The sequence below is a fragment of the Deltaproteobacteria bacterium genome, from assembly GCA_022340465.1.
GTDB lineage: Bacteria > Desulfobacterota > Desulfobacteria > Desulfobacterales > B30-G6 > JAJDNW01.
Genome location: JAJDNW010000037.1, coordinates 25,571 through 48,607, shown reverse-complemented (window position 1 = coordinate 48,607; position 23,037 = coordinate 25,571). Strand labels below are relative to the sequence as shown.

The 23,037-nt window shown below is 57.1% G+C and carries 21 protein-coding genes and 1 pseudogene; 10 read left to right on the top strand and 12 right to left on the bottom strand.

The genetic code is table 11. The annotated features are described in order from the left end of the window. Nucleotides 1–42: 42 nt before the first annotated feature. The 3 genes from panB (at nt 43) to LJE94_07040 (ending at nt 2,279) form a co-directional block, all read left to right on the top strand. Entirely contained in the window at nt 43–882 is an 840-nt protein-coding gene (gene panB, locus LJE94_07050) for a 3-methyl-2-oxobutanoate hydroxymethyltransferase (GenBank protein MCG6909867.1), read from the top strand. Between the two features lie 263 nt (nt 883–1,145). Further along, nucleotides 1,146–1,394 (top strand): hypothetical protein, encoded by a 249-nt coding sequence (locus LJE94_07045; GenBank protein ID MCG6909866.1) that lies wholly within the window; start codon nt 1,146–1,148, stop codon nt 1,392–1,394. Nucleotides 1,395–1,421: 27 nt separating this feature from the next. Further along, a complete protein-coding gene (locus tag LJE94_07040) occupies nt 1,422–2,279 on the top strand; it encodes a rhomboid family intramembrane serine protease (GenBank protein ID MCG6909865.1) in 858 nt (285 codons plus the stop codon). Nucleotides 2,280–2,438: 159 nt separating this feature from the next. Here the strand turns inward: LJE94_07040 and LJE94_07035 are convergent. From LJE94_07035 to LJE94_07010, 6 genes and pseudogenes are all read right to left on the bottom strand, one after another. After that, nucleotides 2,439–2,981 (bottom strand): annotated as a pseudogene (locus LJE94_07035) (type 1 glutamine amidotransferase). Between the two features lie 140 nt (nt 2,982–3,121). Further along, nucleotides 3,122–4,009 carry a type I methionyl aminopeptidase gene (gene map / locus LJE94_07030; GenBank protein MCG6909864.1) on the bottom strand — a complete coding sequence of 296 codons (888 nt, stop codon included), beginning with the start codon at nt 4,007–4,009 and terminating at the stop codon, nt 3,122–3,124. A 149-nt stretch (nt 4,010–4,158) separates the two neighbouring features. After that, nucleotides 4,159–5,895 carry a long-chain fatty acid--CoA ligase gene (locus LJE94_07025; GenBank protein MCG6909863.1) on the bottom strand — a complete coding sequence of 579 codons (1,737 nt, stop codon included), beginning with the start codon at nt 5,893–5,895 and terminating at the stop codon, nt 4,159–4,161. Between the two features lie 248 nt (nt 5,896–6,143). Further along, a complete protein-coding gene (locus LJE94_07020; protein MCG6909862.1) occupies nt 6,144–7,973 on the bottom strand; it encodes an alpha/beta hydrolase in 1,830 nt (609 codons plus the stop codon). A 49-nt stretch (nt 7,974–8,022) separates the two neighbouring features. Beyond that, nucleotides 8,023–8,781 carry an HD domain-containing protein gene (locus LJE94_07015; protein MCG6909861.1) on the bottom strand — a complete coding sequence of 253 codons (759 nt, stop codon included), beginning with the start codon at nt 8,779–8,781 and terminating at the stop codon, nt 8,023–8,025. Nucleotides 8,782–8,995: 214 nt separating this feature from the next. Continuing rightward, nucleotides 8,996–9,484, bottom strand: coding sequence for a hypothetical protein (locus LJE94_07010; GenBank protein ID MCG6909860.1), 489 nt, complete (start codon nt 9,482–9,484; stop codon nt 8,996–8,998). A gap of 427 nt (nt 9,485–9,911) precedes the next feature. Here LJE94_07010 and LJE94_07005 point away from each other — a divergent pair, with 427 nt between their 5' ends. The 5 genes from LJE94_07005 (at nt 9,912) to LJE94_06985 (ending at nt 14,279) form a co-directional block, all read left to right on the top strand. Next, the gene (locus LJE94_07005) at nt 9,912–11,174 is read left to right on the top strand and encodes a WD40 repeat domain-containing protein (GenBank protein MCG6909859.1); all 1,263 of its coding nucleotides are present in this window, start codon (nt 9,912–9,914) and stop codon (nt 11,172–11,174) included. A gap of 120 nt (nt 11,175–11,294) precedes the next feature. Beyond that, nucleotides 11,295–11,954 (top strand): nitrate reductase, encoded by a 660-nt coding sequence (locus tag LJE94_07000; GenBank protein ID MCG6909858.1) that lies wholly within the window; start codon nt 11,295–11,297, stop codon nt 11,952–11,954. Nucleotides 11,955–12,113: 159 nt separating this feature from the next. After that, on the top strand, nt 12,114–13,454 hold the full coding sequence (locus LJE94_06995; GenBank protein ID MCG6909857.1) for a (Fe-S)-binding protein: 1,341 nt from the start codon (nt 12,114–12,116) through the stop codon (nt 13,452–13,454). 60 nt (nt 13,455–13,514) lie between these two features. Beyond that, nucleotides 13,515–13,895 carry a cytochrome c family protein gene (locus LJE94_06990; protein ID MCG6909856.1) on the top strand — a complete coding sequence of 127 codons (381 nt, stop codon included), beginning with the start codon at nt 13,515–13,517 and terminating at the stop codon, nt 13,893–13,895. Between the two features lie 33 nt (nt 13,896–13,928). After that, nucleotides 13,929–14,279 (top strand): response regulator, encoded by a 351-nt coding sequence (locus LJE94_06985; GenBank protein ID MCG6909855.1) that lies wholly within the window; start codon nt 13,929–13,931, stop codon nt 14,277–14,279. 47 nt (nt 14,280–14,326) lie between these two features. On the opposite strand, the gene LJE94_06980 is transcribed toward LJE94_06985, so the two are convergent. From LJE94_06980 to LJE94_06970, 3 genes are all read right to left on the bottom strand, one after another. Beyond that, entirely contained in the window at nt 14,327–16,321 is a 1,995-nt protein-coding gene (locus LJE94_06980; protein ID MCG6909854.1) for a propionyl-CoA synthetase, read from the bottom strand. Between the two features lie 311 nt (nt 16,322–16,632). Further along, nucleotides 16,633–17,337: an anaerobic ribonucleoside-triphosphate reductase activating protein gene (locus tag LJE94_06975; GenBank protein ID MCG6909853.1), complete on the bottom strand. Its 705-nt coding sequence runs from the start codon at nt 17,335–17,337 to the stop codon at nt 16,633–16,635. Nucleotides 17,338–17,356: 19 nt separating this feature from the next. Then, nucleotides 17,357–19,504: a ribonucleoside triphosphate reductase gene (locus LJE94_06970; protein MCG6909852.1), complete on the bottom strand. Its 2,148-nt coding sequence runs from the start codon at nt 19,502–19,504 to the stop codon at nt 17,357–17,359. 344 nt (nt 19,505–19,848) lie between these two features. On the opposite strand from LJE94_06970, the gene LJE94_06965 reads away from it, so the two are divergent. After that, a complete protein-coding gene (locus tag LJE94_06965; GenBank protein ID MCG6909851.1) occupies nt 19,849–20,112 on the top strand; it encodes a hypothetical protein in 264 nt (87 codons plus the stop codon). Nucleotides 20,113–20,289: 177 nt separating this feature from the next. Here the strand turns inward: LJE94_06965 and LJE94_06960 are convergent, their stop codons facing one another. Genes LJE94_06960 through proC form a run of 3 tightly spaced genes read right to left on the bottom strand, consistent with a single transcriptional unit; the run spans nt 20,290 to nt 22,319 of the window. Then, a complete protein-coding gene (locus LJE94_06960; protein ID MCG6909850.1) occupies nt 20,290–20,754 on the bottom strand; it encodes a thioredoxin family protein in 465 nt (154 codons plus the stop codon). A 5-nt stretch (nt 20,755–20,759) separates the two neighbouring features. Further along, nucleotides 20,760–21,464: a cytochrome c biogenesis protein CcdA gene (locus tag LJE94_06955; protein ID MCG6909849.1), complete on the bottom strand. Its 705-nt coding sequence runs from the start codon at nt 21,462–21,464 to the stop codon at nt 20,760–20,762. A 6-nt stretch (nt 21,465–21,470) separates the two neighbouring features. Continuing rightward, nucleotides 21,471–22,319 (bottom strand): pyrroline-5-carboxylate reductase, encoded by an 849-nt coding sequence (proC, locus tag LJE94_06950; GenBank protein MCG6909848.1) that lies wholly within the window; start codon nt 22,317–22,319, stop codon nt 21,471–21,473. Between the two features lie 398 nt (nt 22,320–22,717). Here proC and LJE94_06945 point away from each other — a divergent pair, with 398 nt between their 5' ends. Then, nucleotides 22,718–23,017: a YggT family protein gene (locus LJE94_06945; protein ID MCG6909847.1), complete on the top strand. Its 300-nt coding sequence runs from the start codon at nt 22,718–22,720 to the stop codon at nt 23,015–23,017. The last annotated feature ends 20 nt before the right edge of the window (nt 23,018–23,037 follow it).

The window sequence follows — 23,037 nt, the reverse complement described above, 5'->3', positions numbered from 1 at the left end:
GACCTATAAGACTTATAAAGACTGAAAAAAGGAGAGCAACCAATGGCAAGCAACAAAGTGACGGTAATGGATGTAAAAAAGGCCAAGGCGGACAAACGCAAACTGGTCATGGTGACCGCCTACGACTATCCGTTCGGGCTGTTGGCCGACGAGGCCGGCGTCGACATCGTTCTGGTGGGCGACTCTTTGGGCATGGTGGTGATGGGCCTTGACGGCACCGTAGAAGTCACCATGGCGCACATGATTCACCACATCAAGGCGGTCGTGCGCGGCTGCAAGGGGCCGCTCATTGTGGGCGACATGCCTTTCATGAGCTACAACGTTTCGATCGAGGAGGCCGTGCGCAATGCCGGGCGGCTGATGAAAGAGGGCGGCTGCGATGTGGTCAAGCTGGAAGGCGGCGTCGATTTCGCGCCGACAGTCGAGGCCATCGTCAAGGCCGGCATCCCGGTGCAGGGACACATCGGATTGACGCCCCAGACGGCGAGCGCCCTGGGCGGCTTCAAGATGCAGGGCAAAGATGCCGAGGCCGCCAGGCGCATCATCGAAGATGCCAGGGCCCTGGAGGCGGCAGGTGTGTTTTCCATCATCCTGGAGGCGGTTCCGGCCCCCCTGGGAAAACTCGTGGCCGAGTCGGTCACGGTGCCGGTCATCGGCATCGGAGCGGGGGTGGACGTGGATGGCCAGGTCCTGGTAACCCACGACATGATCGGTCTTTTCGACAAGTTCATACCCAAATTCGTCAAGCAGTACACCAAGATACGGCCGATCATCCTGGAGGCGTTGAACGCGTACAAGAAGGACGTCCAGGAGGCGGCCTTTCCGGCGGCCGAACACTCCTTCAAGATGCCGGATGAAACGCTGGCCCAGCTAACCAAATAAATTTTCGTTCTGCAGAAATCCTGCAGAAGGAAAATGTGTTTGTGTACGCGGCTTCGCCGCTAGTTAATATCCCACAAGGGGAAAAGGGTTCCAGGGTTCAAGGGTCCAAGTGAAACAGAGATGGGCTCATAATTGATAGAATTCCTTACGGTGAAGATTCCCCTTAAGCTTGCTGCGGGGAGTGTTCAATCCTTTAAACGGGGGACCTGCTGCTCAACTGCATCCTTTATGCGGGCGCCACCCTGATCTGGGGATCGACCTGGTTGGGCATCAAGCTGCAGCTGACGCAGGTGCCGCCGGTTCTTTCGGTGAGCTACCGGTTTTGCCTGGCATCCCTTTTTCTTTCCACGCTTTTCGAGTCCTATCACTGGAGGCTGACCGCCGCATTGGGGGTTGTCGTCGTTCTGGCCGGCAACCTGGTCACCCTGACGCCGGCGGCGCGCTGGAAACGGATTTTCGGATATTTTACTTGTGCCGCTTTGCAGGAAAGCGACGTCAGCCGCGTTTCATAAAATCGTGGTACCCGATTTTATTTGAATATGATCACTGTCGTTGACAAGCTGTCGAAGGAGGAGGTGGAAACCTACCAACTGGTTCTGCTTTCCGCCGGGATCGCTTCCCGGGCGGTGCGGCAGGCGGACGGGTGGGAACTGGAGGTCGCGCCGGACCGGTCGGCGGAGGCTGCCGGCCTGATCGACGCCTATAGGATTGAAAACCGCCCGGACCCAATCGTTTCCGAAGACATTTTCCGCGATTTCAAAAAAAGCCTGGCCGGAATCTGGGGGGCGCTGCTGCTGGCCGCGGTGCATGTTTTTGTGACCATGCAGCCGGACAGCCGTTTCCTGATGGACAGCTACGCGGCCACGGCCGGGCGAATGCTCGACGGCGAGTGGTATCGGGCGGCAACGGCGCTGCTGTTGCACAGCGGTGCGGTCCACCTGGCAGGGAACATGGTGGGCATCGCGGTTCTGGGGTCGGCCGTCTGCTCCATCATGGGGTGGGGCGTCGGCTGGCTGATGATCCTGTCGGCCGGGATTGGCGGCAATGTGATGAATGCGGTGGTTTACAAGACGGGCCACAGCTCCATCGGGGCGTCCACGGCGGTTTTCGGGGCCCTGGGCCTTCTTACTGCCTGGCAGTTTTTGCGCCGCCTGGAGCACCCCGGCCGCCGCATCAAGGCCCTTTTGCCGCTGGGCGCCGGCCTGGCCCTGCTGGGCTTTTTGGGATCGTCCGCGCACGCGGACATTCTAGCGCACCTGTTTGGCTTTCTGTCGGGGCTGGTTATCGGTTTCCTCTACGGCAAGACGGCTGCAAAGCGCTTCGGCACCCCTGTCCAGGCCGCGGCTCTGATCACGGCAATCGTCATTTTGGTGAGAGCGTGGCTCGGGGGCATTTGAGGATTGCATGGCTTGGGCCATATTGTCCAGCAGAAGTTCCATGAGCCAGACAGGCTCCTCGATGGCCGCCGTCTCCTGAAGCAGTGTTTCCCGGGGGGTGACAAAGGGACCTTCGGGCCACTTTTCCGTTTCGCTCCGCACCATGTCTTCAATCAGCCCGCAATCGAAATCCGGATGGAACTGGATGCCGAGCAGGCGGCCGTCGGCGTCGGCAAAGGCCTGGTTTGGAGCGGCCGGGCTGGTTGCCAGCCGGGTGACCCCCTCCGGCAGTGAAAAATGGTCGCTGTGCCATTGAAACATGGTGAAGCGCTCGGGAACCCCGCGGAACAAGGGAGATGTCAGACCCGCGGATGTCAGCTGGACGGCGCACCAGCCCAGTTCCGTGAGCGGGTTGGCGAACACCCTGCCGCCGAGGACTTCGGCCAGCAACTGGGCGCCGAGGCAGATGCCCAGCACATGTTTTCCCGCCGCCGCCGCGGCGGCGAGCAGTTTCTTTTCATTTCCCAGCCAGGGGTTTTTGTCTTTTTCCCAAATGTGCTGCGGCCCGCCGGCAACGACCAGGAGATCGAAATCGCCGGCATCCGGCAGGACGTCGGCCTCCAGAACATCGGTTCGGGTGACGGCGTGACCGTTTTGCGCCGCCCAGGCGAGAACGTTGGTGGAGACGGCTTGGGCTTCGTGCTGCAGCAGGTGGATACGCATTTTAGTCTTCCTTGTAATAGAGGGGACGTTCATAAATATATAAATAACTATTTTTTTGGTACAAGTTATTTATATATTTATGAACGTCCCCTAAAGTTCCCCTCAAAATGTCAAAAACGGTAGACGCATCATCAACGGGATTACAGTGGGTAGGGCGTCAGGCTCTCACAACCGTTGTCGGTTACCAGGAGGGTCTGTTCGAATTGGGCCGAAAGGGATCCGTCCCGGGTGACGGCGGTCCAGTTATCCTCCAGAATGCGCAGCGCTTTATCTCCCAGGTTGATCATGGGTTCGATGGTAAAAACCATGCCGGGAATGAGGGCAAGGCCCTGGCCACGACGGCCGAAGTGGGGAACCTGGGGCGCTTCGTGAAAATCGAATCCCACGCCGTGACCCACGAATTCCCTGACCACCGAGCATTCCTGGCTCTCGGCCCAGGATTGTATGGCCCAGCCGATATCGCCCAGGGTGTTGCCCGGTTTGACCATGGCAATACCCCTTTTGAGGCTTTCGCGGGCGACGTCGACAATCTTGCGGGCATCGGGCGACGGCTTTCCCACAAAAAAGGATTTGTTGGCATCCGCGTAGTATCCGTTGAGGATGGTGGTGACGTCGATGTTGACGATATCACCCTCTTGCAGGGCGTGGGGCCCCGGAATGCCGTGGCAGATCACGTCGTTGATGGATACGCAGACGCTTTTGGGAAAGCCCCGGTAGTTCAGCGGTGCGGGGACGGCACCGTTCTTCACGGTAAATTCGTGGACCCGGGTGTTGATCTCTTCGGTGACCAGGCCGGGCGCGATCATTGCTTCGACCATGTCCAGCGTTTCCATCACCAGCCGGCCGGCTCGGCGAATAGCCTCGACATCTTTGCCCTGTTTGACCCGGACATTATGCTTCCGGGCATACATGGCTGCGACGTCCGCGGACGAGGAGGCCTGCGTGTCGCCGCAACAGCGCTTGTACTTCAAACCGCTGCCGCAGGGGCAGGGGTCGTTCCGGCCTATTTTAGGAGCTTTGTTTTTCATCATAATCAGCCGTTGTGTGAACGGGAGGTGAAAGGGACGGGGAACGGATCGTCACCGGTTCATGACACCCGCCACCTACCGCCTTACACCCTAACCCTCATGCCGTACACCGTATACCATATACCGTATACCGTAAACCTTGTTCTTGACTATTTTCCGGATTCCTCGTCCCGCAGCACGCGGCGCAGGACCTTGCCCACGTTGGAAACCGGGACTTCTTCGCGGAACTCGATTTGCTTGGGCCGCTTATACCCTGCCATGTTTTCCTTGCAGAAGGCCATGATTTCCTCTTCCGTGGCGGTTTCCCCGGGCTTGAGCTGGATGAAGGCCTTGACGATTTCGCCGCTTCTGGCATCCGGCACGCCCACCACTGCCGCGAGGGCGACCTTGGGGTGGGTAAAGAGGATGTCCTCCACATCGCGCGGATACACATTGAAGCCGCCCACGATGATCATGTCCTTCTTGCGGTCGGTGATGAGGATGAACCCCTCCTCGTCGATGTGGCCGATGTCCCCGGTCAGGAAATAGCGGCTGCCGTCGATTTCCCGGAAAACCGCCTCGTTTTCCTCGGGTTTGTTCCAGTATCCCTGCATGACCTGGGGGCCGGAGATGGCGATTTCGCCGTCCTCTCCCTGGGGGAGCTCCTCCAAGCCGGTTTCGAGGTCCACGATCTTGATATCCGTGCAGGGAATGGGGAACCCGATGGAGCCGATTTTACGGTTTTCCCGGTTGGTGGGGTTGGCGGTGGCCACGGGGGCGGTTTCGCTGAGGCCGTAGCCTTCGAAAATAATGGCCCCGGTTTTTTCTTCGAACTGCTTGCAGACCTCCGGCGGGAGCGGGGCACCGCCTGAAAAGCACCCGACGAGGGAGGTCAGGTCGAACTGGCCCAGAAGGGGATGGTTGGTGAAGGCCACGAAGATGGTGGGCACGGCCGGCATCAACGTGGGCCGGTGCTTCTGGACAAGTTTCAGCACCTCGGTGAAAGGCGGGTCCCCGGCGCGCGGATCGGGGACGCAGATAAGCTTGCTCCCCGTGGCGCAGGCCGACAGCATGGCGCAGGTCAGGCCGAAGCTGTGGTACCAGGGCAGTACGCCCAGGTAGGTGTTGAAACCGCCGCCCCTGATCCTTTCCGGCCGTCCGCCGGGTTCCTGGACCAGCCGGCCGTATTCGTTCAGCCCCATGACGTTATAGAAAAAGTTGGCATGGGTCAGGGCGGCCCCCTTGGGCCGGCCGGTGGTTCCGCCGGTGTAGATGATCAGGGCCAGGTCATCGACAGGATCGATCTCCACGGCGGGCGCCCCGGATCCGGATGCGGCGGCGACAACGTCGTCGAACAACAGGTGCCCGGGTTGGTGGCTCTCCGCCTTGGGGATCTTGCCCAGCAGACCGCCCAGAAAACCTTTCAGCCGGGGCAGGTAGGATTTTACGCTGCAGATGACGACCGTTTCCACGTCGGTTCCCCTGATGGCTTCCACCGTTGTGCGATAAAATTCGGGGTGATCCATGCAGAAAACGGCCTTGGCGCCGGCATCCCCCAACTGGTAGTTCAATTCGTTGGCCGTGTAGATGGGATTGCAGGTGACACAAACGGCACCGGCTTTCAGGATCCCGAAAAAGATAGCCGGATAGTGGGGCAGGTTTGGCAGAAAAATGGCTACCCGATCGCCCTTTTTGACGCCTTTGGATACCAGGAAGTTGGCGATGCGATCCGCCGTGTCTTTCACCTGGGAATAGGTGCGCCCGGCATCGTTGAAAATCGTGTAAACGAGATCCGGGTATCGTGCGGCGGTTTCGTCAAGGAGTGTAGGTAAGGGTTTGTCCCACCCGGTGATTTCGTGAGGGACGCCTTCAGGCCACTTGGGGCCATGCCAGGGTTTTGCGGTCATTCCAACCTCCTTTTTATGGCGGTGATGTTTTCCTCAATTTAGGTTTCCCTAAAATGATGGCAGAGTATAATCAAAGGTTTAACCGAAGTCAAACGGGAATATGGCGCACCGGAAACATTTGACGACGTGGTTTTATGTGAACCGAGATAGCGAGCGAATCATAATGGATAGAACCCCTTACGGTGACGCTTCCCCGCAGCGTGCGGCGGGGAAGCGTCAATATCAATCTCTTTCAGGGGGTAATTTCCCTATATCGGGATGGGGGCGATCACCTGGGAGGACGTGAACATCCAGGTTACCAGGGCGGCGTTTAAAACGGCCCCGGTATAGATGGTACCGGTCACTTGAAAAAGCCACGTGGAAATCGGGATTACCAGGCAGAGGACGACGATGAGGTGAAACAGGTTGAGCACGAACGACACGAACATGCCGCCCGGCCCCACCAGTGGTATGAAGCCGGTCGTCAGCAGCGGGATGTATTGGATGCAGAGAAACAGGAGCAGGGGAACGATCATGGCCGCCAGGTTGGCGCCGGACCACGCCAGGAACGTCCCTGTTTGCGACCGTTTCGGCGCTTTTCGGATCTGTCCGTGCAGAAAAACGCCGGTCTGAAGAAACCCGATGAGCAGAAACGGGAAGTAGACCAGCCACATTTTGAGGCGGTAGGGGGTGAGGTCGCTGGCAAAAGGGAATATGAAACGGTAGTCGACGATGAAGATGCTTTCGAGCAGGTGTTCGGCGGCGTAGGCAAATATGAAAAGGGTCATGGCCAGGGCCACCCCTTTGCCGAGGCGGACGCCGTCCAGGTAAAAAAGATCCTTTTTGAAGGATATGCCCATGTCGGCCAGCGTGGTCCCGTACAGGCGATTCTGTTTTTTAAACCATCGGCGGAAAATAAAAAATCCGATGATATTGATGCAAAGGAACCACCAGACAATGGCATTTACCATCATCATGGGGAAGACCCTGTCGATGGGTACCAGGTAGATGTGGATGCCGAACAGGATGAAGATGAGCGGCAGGTAAAGCCACATGACCAGACCGTTGATGGTGACGTGCTTGAGAAAGGCTTTGCCCCCGCACGCATATGTCGCCGTGGGGGCGCCGGCCAGGGGGCGAAACCAAGCGAGCCGGAGCAGAAGGGTGCTCAAGGGCAGCAGAGAAAAAAAGCCGGCAACCATGGCCACCAGGGTCGCCCACTCCTTGACCGGCCAGATCTGCCTGTGCGGGTCGGACCAGTATGCAGCGGGTGGGTTCAGCGCCTGCCGCATCCAGAGCAGGGCTTCGGCGATGGCATCCCGGTTGTGCGATTCCTGAATGTGCGTTACATGGGGAACGAAGACGCGCCGGGCGGTACCGGCGGAGAAGTCACCGTAGGTCACGCCGATTTCAGGATTCGGGGCGTCAATCACCTTGCGGGTCTGTTCGGACTTCATCCAGTCGGTGAGGATGTTGCGTGTGCCGGTCATCCTTTTTCTGTATTCGTCGTATTTTCCGATGATCATGAGCATGTTGGCGGGGTGCTGGTAGTCGGCGGCGGTGGTGTAGGCGAAGCCGGTGATGACCAGCCCCCGGACGCCCGGGTCTCGAAGGGCAACTTTATAGGCCATTTCGGCGCCGAGGCTGTGGCCCATCATGCCGACAGCCCCGGGATCGACGAGGGGCAGCGACCGCAGATAGTCGAGCGAGGATTGCCCGCCGTACGTGTCGTCGAAGCCGGGATCCGCCGGATTGCCGGGTATGCCGGAATTGCCCCGGCCGATGGCGTCGATGTTCAGGACAACAAACCCCCTTCTGGCCAGTTCGATGCAGTACGCGTCTCCTGTTTCCCGGTTGTTCTGGTATCCATGGATATAGACGATCCCTGGAAACCGGGTGCCGCCCCCCGTTTTCGGGTGCATGAGCTTGGCGCGTATGGGGATGCCGTTGCCGTTCAGGTAGCGGACGTTGGAAACGGCCACACGGCCGAAGTCCCTCTGCACGGCCGATGCCAGTGCCATGGCGGCGATCAGCACCGCCACGAGCAGCACGAACAGCAGGGCCGCTACGGTGGTTCGATTTTTCGCTGTTTCTTTCAAGACGTTCCTTCAGTGCGCCGGGTTTTACCTAACGCTGGTTGCTCTGCTTTTACAGACAGGACTTGAACTCTTCTAAAATCGCCTTGTAGAGTTTTTCCCCGATGGCGATACCCAGGTCGATGAACTGCGGACCGTACATTTTTCCCGTAGCCGTTCTAAAGGTTTCTTTTATACGCGCTATGCCCCGCATGCCTTCAGGATAGCGTTTGATGAATTCGGAGAGAGGGGGGTTGTAAATGGCAATCATGTTCCAGACCGTATCGGTGAAGTTGTCCGGCCCCCACCGAAATTTGTCGGCATCATAAAGACAGCCGGCGACAAGGGCGCCGTGCAGGCTGTCGATGGGGATGAGTGGCTTGAAGGCTTCATGGTTGCGGATGGCGTTGGCGACGTCCTCCACCTCCTGGGGCGACAGCGAGAATGCCGGCAATATCTTCCGCGAAAAGAGAGCACCCTCGACGGCATGGTTTTTCTTTTTGCGCTTTACGTCGTGCAGCAACCCCGCCATATGGGATAGATAGGTCAACCGTTGGATTTCGTTTTCCGCAAGGTTCGCCCGGCGGCCCTCGATGATCGTCAATGTCCCCGCATCCAGGGCGACTTTGCGGGAGTGCTTGAGGCCATGCCCGGCATTGTGCTGCAGATACTCGGCGACAATTTCGTTCAATGCCGCCATGTCGGGGTTTGAATCCAACAGGTTGCCGGAGAGGTTGTTGGCGCCGGCGTGGTCACGATAAAAGTCGGGCGCCGGCATACCCTCGGCAATTTGGCGGGCCCGTTGCTGAATGCGTTTGTAAATAGGTTGCATGGACAAGGTGTGCCTCAGGTGACGATACCATCCGTCCAGATATCTCTGACCTGACCCGCAGGACCAGAATTTGAACACTTCCCGCAGCAAGCTTAAGGGGAATCTTCACCGTAAGGAATTCTATCAATTATGATTCGCTCGCTTACCCTGCAGCAAGCTGCAGGGAATGCGCTCGCTATCTCGGTTCAATACCAGATAACAACTTGCCGTTATTTCAAACGGAGGAAAATGACTCGGCGCACACTTTCCAGCGGCCGTTTTCTTTCACGACGTCGATGGTGCCTTCAACGGGATAGGTTCCGCCGATGCGAAACAGTTTGGCAACCCAGGCGAAGACCGGGTTGATGGCTGTTCTCCGGACGGCTGAAATGGTCACCGTCGCTTCGGTGTCACTGGTAAAGGCGGTGTGGGTTTCAATATGGTACAGCTGGCTTTTGAGAAAGCTTTTGTCGAATCCCAGGGATTTTGCATAGCTCGATTTTTCATAGAGGTATTGTGCGGTGACATTCACGCCGTCATCGAGGCGGCTGTCTTGGCACAGGTAGTCTTCCATGGAGGGGTCTAGTTTATAGTAGGCTTTGGTAAAGGCGACCGCGGTTTTGTAGGGTGCCGGAACGGCATAGAGTCCGATCAGCATCGCCTGGAGAATGATGCCGAGAACAATCACACCGGCCATCGCTATGTATCGACTGTATTCAGACATGTATTTTCCTCCTTGAAGTGCGAAAACAGAAAATGCCGGTCCTTTGCAGACCCGAACTAAGGAAGTCTTGATAGCATGTAATCCTTTAATAGACAAGGATTTTGCCCAAGTTGAGGGTTTCAAATTTCAAGAATGATCAAAATAAACATATTTTCAATGGATTCTATCCATTTGCATTCCGTGACAACATTAGGTATGTATCCACAATAATGTCACGGGCCACATGTTCGGAAAATGCGGTTTAAGCCGCTCCCTCGCGAAAGGCTGAGCCCCCCGGCATCCCAGCCTGCCGGATCGCAGCGGAGATCCATGCTCGCGGGGCTGCAGGGTTGACGGGCGAATCAAAACAGACAAATTCCTCACGGGGAAGGCTTCCCGCCGCTTGTTGCGGGAATGGCCGGTCACCCGGGTAGCACGAGGAGGCCTCATGGTCGACGGTCAAGAGTGGGATTGGGAGATATCTGAAAAAAAGGTCGCCTTTAGTGCGTGGAACGATGAATTCAGGTGGGTGGAAGAGCCTTACGCCAGTCCGGACGGAGAGGCGGTCGCCGCCGTCGTCAACGTTTCTGAAATGGAATTCAGCGTCTGTGTCAACGGCACGGCCTGGGATGCGGTCTATGACAAGGCCTGGCACCTGAGGTACCTTCCCGACGGACGCCTGGCGGCGCTGGTTTCGGAGGTGGGTGAATGGACGGTGGCTGTTGACGGCACCCCCTGGGAAAACAGGTTCGGCTACGTGTGGAATCCCCTCTTCAGTGAAAACGGCGGCGCCCTTGCGGTCGCGGCGCAGCAGGACATGCGGTACTGCATGGTGCTGAACGGGGTTCCCTGGGACAGATCCTACGCCAACATGACCTATTTCGCTCTGAGCCCCTGTGGGACGCGCACGGCCGCCGCGGTGCAGGTCAAAGATGCCGATTCGGGGGAGATTCATAAATTCAAGAAGGGGACCTTCACGGCGGCCCTGGACGGCAAGGCGTGGGACGAGGTTTTTCTGAATGTCTGGGGCCTGGCCATCAGCGAAGACGGGCAGCATCTGGCCGCCGAGGTGAGGCGGAACCTTTACGAATACACGGTTGCCGTGGACGGCATCGCCTGGGAACAACGTTTCGGCTGTGTCTGGGAGCCCATATTCCGGCCGGGAACGGTCGATGTCGTGGCGCCGGTGCGCCACCAAGGCATGTGGACGCTGGCCGAAAACGGGGACTTTTTATGGGACCGCCGCTTTGTACAACTGTGGCAGCCTGCCTTCGGCCCGGACGGTAAAAAACTGGCCGCCATCGTGGCACCGACATTCGGGCGTTGGACCGTGGCCGTCGACGGCACGCCCTGGGCTGCCACCTTCGGGGACATGGTGACCGACATTACCTTCAGCCCCGACGGCCGGCGGCTGGCGGCGCTTGCCAAGGAGGGCCCGGTATGGAAGATCGTCGTCGACGGCCGGGCCTGGTCAAACGGATTCGATATGGCCTGGCCACCCGTATTCAGCCCCGATGGCGAAACCGTGGCGGCCAGGGTGCAGAAGGATGGCCGGTTCCTGTTTGCCGTCAACGACCACGTGGATCAAAGGGCCATGGAGGCGGCCTGGGATCCGGTGTTCAGCCCGGATGGAAGCCGCCTGCTGCTGAGGAGTGTAGAAGCGGGCATCTACTACCGGCGGGTGGTAGCGGTCAGGGACTTCGGCCTCTGAGGCGCCGAAGCAAGCAAATTCACCCTCAGGCGCCTTGACTCTGGAGCCCTCGGGCTTTTGCAGCGCCGGGGGTAAGGTGGCAGGTGATGCCGGCTTTTCAGAAGGGAAAAGGGGGAAACCATGCACGATGTATACGGTTTTGTCACCGGACCCCTGGCCTGGCTGTCATTCCTGGTGTTCATTGGGGGATGCCTGTTCAGGCTGGGGAGGATGTTTCAGCTGATCGGCGGAAAAGAGCGGTTCATCTTTACCTATATGAGCTGGAAGTACAGTTTTCGATCCATTCTGCATTGGATGACGCCCTTTGCCACCACCAACTGGAGACGGCACCCGGTGCTGACGATCGTGATATTTGTCTTTCATATCTGCCTGCTGGCGGTGCCGCTGTTTTTAATGGCCCACATTATCCTGTGGGATGAAGCCTGGGGCGTGAGCTGGTGGGCTTTTCCCGACGCGCTGGCGGATGCCATGACGCTGGTGGTGCTTTTATCCTGCCTGTTTTTTCTGGTCCGGCGCATACGCCAACCGGAAGTCAGGTTCGTTACATCGGCTTCAGACTATATTATCCTGGCCATCGTGGCCATGCCCTTTCTGACCGGCTTTTTCGCCTACCATCAGTGGATTGACTACAGGGTTTTGCTCATCATTCACATCCTGTCAGGCGAAGTCATGCTGGCGGCCATCCCCTTGACCCGCTTGAGCCACATGATTTTTTCGCTGTTTACGAGAGCCTACATGGGCAGCGAGTTCGGCGGTATCAGGGGGGCAAAGGACTGGTGACCGGGTCTTTTTATGTGTTAAGAAAAGGTCGGGATAAGCTGATCTTAGCGTAAAACGTAACGCGTAAAACATAAAACGGCTTCTGCGAGATGAGGCCCTTCTGATAAAAGGTCTAAAAATAGCTCGAGCAGTGCGAAACATATGGGGGGAAGAAAAAGCATGTCCGCACCCGTGAAAAAGGAACGCGCCCCGACGATTGATGAAGGCATCGAGGCTGGCATTTCGAACCTGAGCGCCCAGAAAATCGAATCCGTTATCAACGAGGTGATCAAGGGGGAGACCGGCGCCCGCCTGAAAGCGTATGTCGACACGTGCATTCACTGCGGTTTGTGCTCCGATGCCTGCCATTACTACCTTTCCCATGATAAAGACCCTCACTTCAGCCCGGTGGGCAAGGTCAAGCAGACCCTGTGGGAGATGCTCAAACAAAAGGGCAGGGTCGGACCCGATGTGATTAGAAGGGCCGCACTGATCGCCCATGCCCAGTGCAACCTCTGCAAACGCTGTGCCCAATTTTGTCCCTTCGGCATCGATATCGCCTATCTCATGCTGGTGGTGAGACGGATCATTCACAAACTCGGTGTGACACCGCTCTACATCCAGGACACGGCCCACAGCCATTCCGTGACCATGAACCAGATGTGGGTCAAGGGCGACGAGTGGCCGGACACGCTGCAGTGGCAGGAGGAGGAGGCCCAGGCGGAGATTCCCACCCTGCGCATTCCCCTGGAAAAAGAGGGGGCGGACATCATGTATTCCGTCATCGCCCCGGAACCTAAATTTCAGGCCCAGCTGATTTACCAGATGGCCGTGATCATGGATGTCGCCGGGGTGAACTGGACCATGCCGGCGACCGTTGGCTGGGACAACAGCGACATGGCCATGTTCACCGGCGACAACGAAATCATGGGCCGGCTGAAGCGAACCCATTTCGAGACGGCCCAGAGGCTGCGGGTCAAAAGGATCGTCATGGGCGAGTGCGGGCATGCTTTTCGCTCCGTTTACGACATGGGCAACCGCTGGCTGGGCTGGAAGATGCCGCCGATTCCCATCGTGCACGCCATCGAATTCTATCACGAGCTGTTGACCCAGGGCAAGCTCACCATCGCCAAGAAGTATGCAGACCCGGTCACGCTGCACGATCCCTGCAATGTCGTCCGGGGAGGCGGATTGGGGGAGAAATCCCGTGAAGTGGTGCGCGCCATGTGTGAAACGCTGATAGAGATGCACCCCAACCGGGAGCATAACTACTGCTGCTCCGCCGGGGGAGGCGTCATCAACTGCGGCCCCCCTTTCAAAATGACGCGCATCGAGGGAAACCGCGTCAAGGCGGAACAGCTGTTCGCGGCCAAGGCCAGGGGCGCAAAAACCCTGCTGACGCCTTGCCACAACTGCCACAGCGGCCTGCACGACCTGGTGGAGTTTCATAACATCGGCCTGGAAGTAAAATTTTTCAGTGACATCCTATATGAAGCCATCGAGAAGCCCGGGGCCGAATGAGCATCGGCCGCCGGTTAAGCGCTGCCTCGTATCGATCGAAACGGGCCATGGGAGGATCGGATGAATAAGCGTGTCGTTTACATGTTCGGCGCTTTCGTGATTACCATACTGGTTTTCGTTACCGCCTACTCGCAGGAAGAGATGGTGGTAGTGGACAACCGTGTCTTTCCGAAGCCGGAAAGGCCGCCGGCGGTTTTCGTCCATGAGGCGCATAATGAAACCGCCGAAATCGATGCGTGCAACACGTGTCACCATGTCTACGAGGATGGCGTAAAGCTTGAAGATGAATCTTCGGAAGGCGAGCTGTGTTCCGACTGCCATGGCTTGGAAGCAAGCGACGGCATGCCGGGGCTGATGAAGGCGTTTCACCTTAACTGCAAGGGGTGCCACATGGAATTGAAAAAGGGGCCGATCACATGTGGAGAGTGCCACCGGAAATAGCGAGTGTCGAAGCGCGGCAAGGGGGGGAGCGGCATGGTAAAAAAAATAATGATCATCGATGACGACCCGGCCATAGTGAAATACCTGAAGGCCGTTTTCAGCGACAACGGCTATGCCACCTGTTCTGCTTCCGACACCAGGGAGGGATTGGAGAAGGTGCGCAGCGAGATGCCAGACCTCATAACCCTCGACTTGCAAATGCCGGGCGAATGGGGACCGAGATTCTACCGCAGGCTGAGGCAGGACAAGACCCTGCGGGATATTCCGGTAATCGTCATCAGCGGCATCGACGGGGACCACGCCGTCAAGGGAGCCGTGGCCTTTGTGAGCAAACCCTTCGACCCGGAAAAGATCATCGGCATCGTCAAGAATACCATCGGCTAAAAACAAATTGCCCCCGCTCCCCAAAGAGCGGGGGCAATTTGTTTTTTTTATTTGCGGGCCTTGCCGTAGCCGATGCCCGTGAGGGCGTCTGCCATTTCCCCGAGAATGGTCGGGTCGTCGATGGTGGCCGGGACCTTGTATTCCTTGTTGTCGGCGATCTTCTGAATCGTCCCGCGCAATATTTTGCCGGACCTTGTTTTGGGGAGCCTTTTTACCACGGTGGCTGTTTTAAAGGACGCCACCGGCCCGATCCTTTCGCGCACCGACTGAATCACTTCCTTGACGATGTCCGCTTCATCACGATCGACACCTGCATTCAGGACCAGAAAGCCGACCGGCACCTGCCCTTTGAGTTGGTCTTCGACACCGAGAACCGCGCACTCGGCCACGTCCGGGTGGTCCGCCAGGACCTCTTCCATGGCGCCGGTCGACAGACGGTGGCCGGCGACGTTGATGATGTCATCCGTTCTGGACATGACGAAGACATAGCCGTTATCATCGATAAACCCGGCGTCGGCGGTTTTATAGTACCCGGGAAATTCCTCGAGGTAGGATTCGATGTAGCGTTCATCGTTGTTCCAAAGGGTGGGCAGACTTCCCGGAGGCAGCGGGAGCTTGACGACCAAAGCGCCGATTTCGCCCGCTTTTACCGGTTTATTGTCCGGGTCGACCACCGTGACGTTCCAGCCTGGCGCCGGTTTGGTGGGGGATCCCTCCTTGACCGGAAACTGATGGATGCCGATGGCATTGGCACAGATGGCCCAACCCGTTTCCGTCTGCCACCAGTGGTCGATCACCGGTATGCCCAGACTCTTCTCGGCCCAGTGTAGGGTGTCGGGATCCAGGCGTTCACCGGCCAGGAAAAGGGCTTCGAAGTTGGAGAGGTCGTACTTTTTCATCAGTTCGGCTTTGGGGTCTTCCCTTTTTATGGCCCGGAAGGCTGTCGGGGCGGTAAACATGGTTTTGACATTGTGCTCGGAGATGACGCGCCAGAAAACGCCCGCATCGGGCGTGCCGACGGGTTTACCTTCGAAAAGAATCGTGGTGCAACCCTTGAACAGCGGCCCGTATACGATATAGGAGTGACCGACGACCCAGCCCACATCGGATGCCGCCCAGTACACATCCCCGGCATCCACGTTGTAGATGTTTTTCATGGTCCATTTCAGCGCCACGACGTGGCCGCCGTTATCCCTGACGACGCCCTTGGGCTGGCCTGTCGTGCCGGAGGTGTAGAGGATGTACAGGGGATCGGTCGCCGCCAGGGGGACGCAGTCATGGGGGCTGGCTGCGGCCATCGCGTCGTCCCAGTCGACATCCCTGCCGTCGATCAAAGGGGCTTTTTGCATGGGGCGCTGAAAGATGATGCATTTATCGGGCCGATTTGCGGGCGCCGACAGCTCTATCGCTTCGTCCAGCAGGGGTTTGTAGGGAATCACCCTGGCAACCTCTATGCCGCAGGACGCCGAGACAATGGCCTTGGGTTTGGCGTCGTTGATGCGCGTCGCCAACTCATTGGCGGCGAATCCGCCGAAAACCACGCTGTGCACCGCTCCGATGCGCGCCGCCGCGAGCATGGCGATGGCCGCCTCGGGAACCATGGGCATGTATATCAGGACGCGGTCGCCTTTGCCGACGCCCTGGGCGGCAAGTACGCCGGCAAAGGTGGCGACTTCATCTCTCAGTTGCGAATAGGTGTACTTTTTGATCGTGTCGGTTACCGGACTGTCGTAAATAAGTGCATACTGATCCCCACGGCCCTCTTCGACGTGAAGATCCAGCGCGTTGTAGCAGGTGTTGATTTCCCCGCCGGTGAACCACCGGTAGAAAGGGGGGTTCGAATCGTCGAGCACCTTGTCCCATTTTTTGTACCAGTGGCAGTCTTCTGCCGCTTTGCCCCAGAATTCATCAGGATTGTGGATGGACTGTTCGAACGCTTCGTCATAGGGATTGGCCATGATCTTCTCCTTTCTGTGAACCGTTGTGTGCCGCTTAACGGAGGCGGTGTAAGGGGTCGTTGACGTATCCTCATAGCTGCAAATTTGAGGGCTGGGTACGCTTAAGGACAATATGGAAAAAGGGTCTTCGGTGTCAAGAGAAAAAAATGAATAGGATACAGTATGTGAATGGCGTATAGCGAACCTGGGCGGTAGGGTAAAACCGGGATCGGAGGCCGGAGATCGGAGGGGGGGCTATGGTGTTTGTCAGCATTCTGTTCCGCATGCCCTGAGCGAATGGCGGGTTTATTTTTCAAATCACCCTATCAAGCCAAGGCATAGCCTGCTGTGGCCAAGGGATTGATGATGAAAAACGGAATACGGCTCAGGGCGTATGGATCGAGGTGCAAACCGCTCTAACGGATGCTGCACGCGGCAACGTAGGGCTCCACCCTGCAGCGCAGCTCCTCCATTTCGGCATCATCGAAGCCGGCGGCAGGGTTCGCCGCGTAATTGCTGTTCTCCTGAACATGGGTGTGGTCGAATTTCTGAAGGAATAATTGCGCGGCCCCCCGGATCAGCTCACCGATGTGTTCGATATTGGTCGTGTTGACAAAGGGCTTTACACAGGTGGTTCTGAATTCGTAGGGTATCGACCCCTGCAGCAAAAGGTCGATGCTCTGCCTGATTTTTTCCGGCTTAAATTCCTTTTTGGTCAGGGAGGGATATTGTTTGAAATCGGTTTTGATGTCCATGGCCACGTAGTCGACGAGTCGTTCCCGGACGAGTTGTGCGACCATTTCCGGATGGGTGCCGTTGGTGTCCAGTTTGACGTCGAATGCCATCGCTTTTACCCTGCCGCAGAAAGCGGGCAGGTCTTTGTGCAGGGTCGGTTCACCGCCTGAAATCACCACCCCTTCGATGAATCCCGACCGGTCCCGCAAAAAGTCGAAGACGTCGTTTTCGGAGATGATTTGGCATTCGGATGAAAATTCGTGAGATAACAGGCTGTAGTTGTGGCACCAGTGACAGTGCATGTTGCAGCCCTTGGTCCCCAGCACGCACGCCAGTTTTCCCGGGTAGTCGATGGTGCTGAATTTTCTGATGGCGCCGAAAATCATCGGTTGACCTCTTTCGTACCTAAGCCGCCGGCGTTGCTTTGACCGCCGGCAAGGCCGGCTCACTTCCGCCAGGGGCAGGGTCGACCCTGAAGGTTTTGCGCAGGCCGAATTCAGCCTGTTTTCCGTTGTTCCACTGTTTGACGGGACGGAGGTACCCCACCACCCGGGAGTAGATTTCCGTTTCCTGGTTGCAGCGGCTGCACGTGTCCTGTCGGCCGTTCAGATAGCCGTGCGAGGGGCAGACGCTGAAGGTGGGAGACAGGGTAAAATAGGGCAGCCGGAAGTTGCCTGCGATTTTGCGGATGAGTCCCTTGGTCACCCGGATGTCCTCCACCTGTTCACCGAGAAAGACGTGCAGCACGGTGCCGCCGGTGTACTTGGTCTGCAATTCATCCTGCAGCATGAGGGTTTCGAAAATATCGTCCGTGTAATTCACCGGGAGCTGGGTGGAATTGGTGTAGTAAGGCGCGGCGCCCGTTTTAAAATCCGCCTGGTTGGCGCAGATGATGTCCGGATAAAGCCGTTTGTCCATCATGGCCAGCCTGTAGGACGTTCCTTCGGCCGGTGTCGCTTCGAGGTTGAAAATGTCGCCGGTCTCCTCCTGCACCTCGGAAATAAGGTCGCGGATGAAGTCCATGACCGTCAGGGCGAACCCCCGGCCCTGTTTGCTGGCGATGTCTGCATTCATAAAATTGAGGCAAGCCTCGTTCATACCGATGATGCCGATCGTCGAAAAATGATTCTTCCAATAGCGGCCGGACCCCTCCCTGATTTCACGCAGGTAGAATTTCGAGTAGGGATACAGGTTTTTTTCGGTGAACCGCTCCAGGACCTTCCTTTTGATGGCCAGACTCTCGATGGACAGCATGATCCTGTCTTTAAGGCAATGAAAGAATTCCTCTTCGTTCTGAGCCGTATAGCCGATGCGGGGAAGGTTGATGGTGACCACGCCGATGGAACCGGTAAGCGGGTTGGCGCCGAAAAGCCCGCCACCGCGTTTGAGCAATTCGCGATTGTCCAGCCGCAGCCTGCAGCACATGGAGCGCGCATCCTCGGGGGACATGTCGGAGTTGACGAAGTTCGAGAAGTAGGGGATGCCGTACTTGCCGGTCATTTTCCAAACAGCGTCGAGATTGGGGTTGTCCCAGTCGAAATCGGCGGTGATGTTGTAGGTCGGGATGGGGAAGGTGAACACGCGCCCCTTGGCATCCCCGTTCATCATCACTTCGGCGAAGGCCTGGTTGATGACGTCCATCTCCTGCTGGAATTCCGCATAGGTCTCCGGGCGTTCTACGCCGCCGGCAATGACCGGGTGGTCCTTGAGCGTGGAGGGGACGAAAAGATCCATGGTAATATTGGTGAAAGGCGTCTGGAAGCCGACACGGGTCGGGATATTGATGTTGAAAACGAATTCCTGAAGGGCCTGTTTGACGTCTTCATACGACAGATCGTCATAGCGGACGAAAGGGGCCAGCAGGGTATCGAAGTTGGACAGCGCCTGAGCGCCGGCCGCCTCGCCCTGGAGGGTGTAGAAAAAGTTGACGATTTGGCCCAGGGCGGAACGCAGGTGTTTGGGGGGCGCGCTCTCGACCTTGCCTTCCACTCCCTTGAACCCCATTCGCAAAAGGTCCTTCAAATCCCACCCCACGCAATAGACGGACAGCAGGCTCAGGTCGTGAATGTGGATGTCTCCTCCCTTGTGGGCCCTTCTGATTTTCGGGGGATAGATGCTGTTCAGCCAATACTCGGAGGTAACATCCGAACTGATGTAGTTGTTCAGGCCCTGCAGGCTGTAGCACATGTTGCTGTTTTCCTTGATTTTCCAGTCCAGCTTCTGGATGTAGTGATCCACCAGGTCGACGTTGGCTTTGGTGGCGATCTTGCGGATCTGGGCATGCTGCTCGCGGTAGAGGATATACGCTTTGGCCGTGCGGTGAAAAGGAGAGTCCAGAAGGACCCGCTCGACGATGTCCTGGATTTCTTCGACTTCGGGAACCGGGCCCAGTTTCAGCTCGTGCGCCAGGGTGAGCACTTTCAAGGTCAGTTTCCTGGCTTCGCGGGTTTTGAATTCACCGGTGGCCCCACCGGCTTTGGCAATGGCCGCCGTGATGTTGGCGGAATCGAATTCCTGAATTCTGCCGTCACGCTTTTTAATCTGATCGAACACGGGTATCCCCCCCCACGGTTGTATGATTCATCAAATCAGAAGTTGATTTCCTGGTATCTGCGGTGGCTGATTCTGGGTCGCAACGAATGATTTTTTTACGTGATATTGCTGGACAGAATCGGGCAGCAAAGTCGAGCAGCAACAGGATCGCTTCTACAACAACATGTTGTTGTTTGTCAATATAAATATTCAATATGTTGCGCTTGAAAGTGCCCTTCGGGCATGGTATTCTCGTACCCGCACCGAACGTCAATCCCGCAGTTGCAGCGCCGGGGGTTGTATCGGCCTAAATTGGGATCGATTGTCACACGTATGTTCATCATCGGGGGGAGCGCCGAAAAAACATGGGGCAGGCAAGCACACCGCTTTTCAGAAGGGCCATCGTACCGTGGTATGATTCCGACGCGGTCTGCTACTCGGTCGTGGCACTGATGACGGTCATACTGCTTTTCAGTATTATCGGGATCGTCGCCGCGCGTGAGGTGCCCGAGTACCGGGGGGATACCTGGGTGCCCGTGCTGCTGGTCTTGATGAGTCTGGGGGTGATCGTCTCTACCGTCGTCCGCCTGGTCATGAGGAATGCAAGACGGGGGTCGGGGCTGCTGTAGGAAAATTGTTACATCTTGAATCGTGAAATGTGAGGTGTGAAGCGTAAAACGTGCGGCGCAAGGCCCAAGGCGCAAGGCACTTTCAAAGCATCGTGCGTTGATCGGTCTGCACCTCGAGCCCTGCACCCTGAGCCGTATGCCGTAAACCGTGAAAGGTCAAGCCCTGATCCGAAGTTGTCACTTCTGCGATTCGAGGAACTGCACGTAAGACATTTTCAAATAGCTTTCCGTGTGGATGAATTTAAGTACCGGCAGCAGGTCGTCGGCCCCGATGAAACCCGGCCTGTTTCCGATGGCATCGCCCGTTTCCGAGATGAACCACGTATCCGGCAACGGGCTGATATTGTATTGCGCGGCCACATTTCGTTCCTTGTCCACATCCACCTTCACGGCGATGAAGTTTTTTTCAAGATAGTCGATGACCGCCTTGTCGGTGAAGGTCTTGGTGTCCATCCTCTTGCAGAAACCGCACCACGTGGCGTAAAAATTGATAAAAACCTTTTTGGCCATCGATTTTCGCAGGGCCATCCCCTCCGCATAGGAGTGCCACCGGACGCTGTTCGGACCGGCGGCCAGCGCGGGTTGTGCGATACAAATCAACGCGGCTAAAAAGGCGGCTAAACATATGGTCTTTTTGGTCATGACATTCACCCAATCGCCGTTAACAAGTAGAGTTTGTTGGCAAGCAGAAGACACCCCGCAAGGATCAGCACGGCTCCGGCAACGGTATTGAAAACCTTCATGAAACCGGTGGCCTTCTTTACGAATACCAGCAGATAATTGATGAATACGGAAATGATTATAAAAGGCAATGCCAGGCCCGCCGAGTAGATCCCCAGAAGAACCACTCCCTGTCGGACGGTGTCCTTGCCCATGGCTATCGCCAGTATAGAACCCAGCTGCGGGCCGGTACACGGACTCCAGCCGGCCCCGAATGCCATCCCCACCAGAAATGTTCCGAAAATATTGAGGGGCTTGGTCTTCAGATGGATGCGCTTTTCGAATTCCAGGAAGGGAATGCGCACGATACCGGTCAGGTGGATGCCCAGTACGATGATGATGATGCCGCCGGCGATGCGGATAGGATCACGGTAAGCGTTCGTCAGGCTTCCCAGATAGGACGCCGAGGCTCCCAACAGCACGAAAACCAGGGAAAATCCAAGGATGAAAGCCACGGTCGATATGAAAACCTTTCTGCGGATGGCGGCACTGTATTTTTCCGTCAGGTCTTCCAGCGACATGCCCGTGATAAAGGAAAAATACGCCGGTATCAACGGAAGCACACAGGGGGAAAAGAAGGACAGAAGCCCCGCGGCAAAGGCGGCCGAGTATGAAACGGTTTCAGAAAACATGAGATATCAGTCGTTGTTTTCGGTGAAGTTTTGAATCATGGCATCACCGAGTTCCCTTGATCGCTGGGTGGCGGCTTCCACGGCATTGATCAGGGTGGTGCGCAGCCCCCCCTTTTCCAATGTGTGGATGCCGGCGATGGCGGTGCCGCCGGGGGAGGTGACCCTGTCTTTCAACTGCCCGGGGTGTTCTTTGGTGTCCAGGAGCAGTTTGGCCGATCCCAGGATCGTCTGGGACGACAGGAACAGGGCGTCGTCCCTGGAGAGGCCCATCTTGACACCCGCATCTGCAAGCGCATCGACAATCAGAAAAATGTAGGCCGGTCCGCTGCCGCTCAACCCCGTGATGGCGTCCATCAGGATGTTTTCCTCGATGAATATGCTTTTTCCTACGGAATCGAAAACGGCTTTGGCCAGATTGATGTCATCCCGGCTGGCATGTTTTCCCGCGGCGATCGCCGTGGCGCTCTCTTTGACGAAAGCGGCGATGTTGGGCATGACCCGCACCAGGCGCAGATCCTTTTTGAGGCACGATTCGATGACCGCCAAGGGAACCCCCGCGGCAACGGAGATGATGATTTTGGACATGTCGAGGCTGTCGGCGGTTTCCTTCAGCACCGAGGCGAGGATCTGGGGTTTGACGACGTAAATGACAAGGTCCGCGCCGCGTATGGCGGCGGCATTGTCGGTGCCGGTGGTGACGCCGTATTTTTCGGCAACCGCTTTCAGTTTTCGTTCGCTGATATCGGTGCAGACAATGTTGTCCGGTGACGTGGCCTTGGAGCAGACCAGTCCGCTGATGAGCGCTTCGCCCATATTGCCGGCGCCGATAAAACAGATTTTTTTGTCCCGCAGCATATCTAACTCTCCAATCAGATTTTCTGAGAAGCGCAGCCCGGCAGCGACTCCTTTCCGGTGCATGCGGCTTCCGTTGACAGCGTGACGGCCGGTGCCTCCACCTGCGGCATGGAAATCCCTCGCGGTGCTGCCGACAGGTCGCAGAGCATCCCCCGTTCGAAACGGTCCGTACTTTAGGCGGTATCAACGCAATTATCAAGGAAAATCCGAGCCGGCGAGCTCCCGGCGCGTTTCCGCATGGTGAATTGACTTGACTTATTTCCGATAATATACTTTATTTTCCTTTATTTATAATAGCCGCCGCTAGGATGCACGGCTGGCGTTGCAGATGCGGACGGCGCGAAACAGGGCGGGCTGGCTTTGACCACCGCCCCCACCAGGGAGTCGCTCTTACCTAAATGTATATCATCGGTTATTTCATTTTAGCCGTAGCCAAGGTGCTGGACATCGTGCTGGTCGGCTACATGTGGATCGTGGTTGCCAGGGCCGTGCTGTCATGGGTCAACCCCGATCCGTTCAACCCCATTGTGCGGTTCATACACAATATCACCGAGCCGGTTCTCTATCAGATACGGTCCAGAATACCCGTCACCTTCGGGGGGATGGACCTGTCACCGATCGTGGTATTTGCCGCCATCATATTCCTGAGGACATTTGTGGTGAACACCCTGTACCAGATGGCGCGTTCGCTGATGTAAAACGCGTCCCGCGGCGGCGG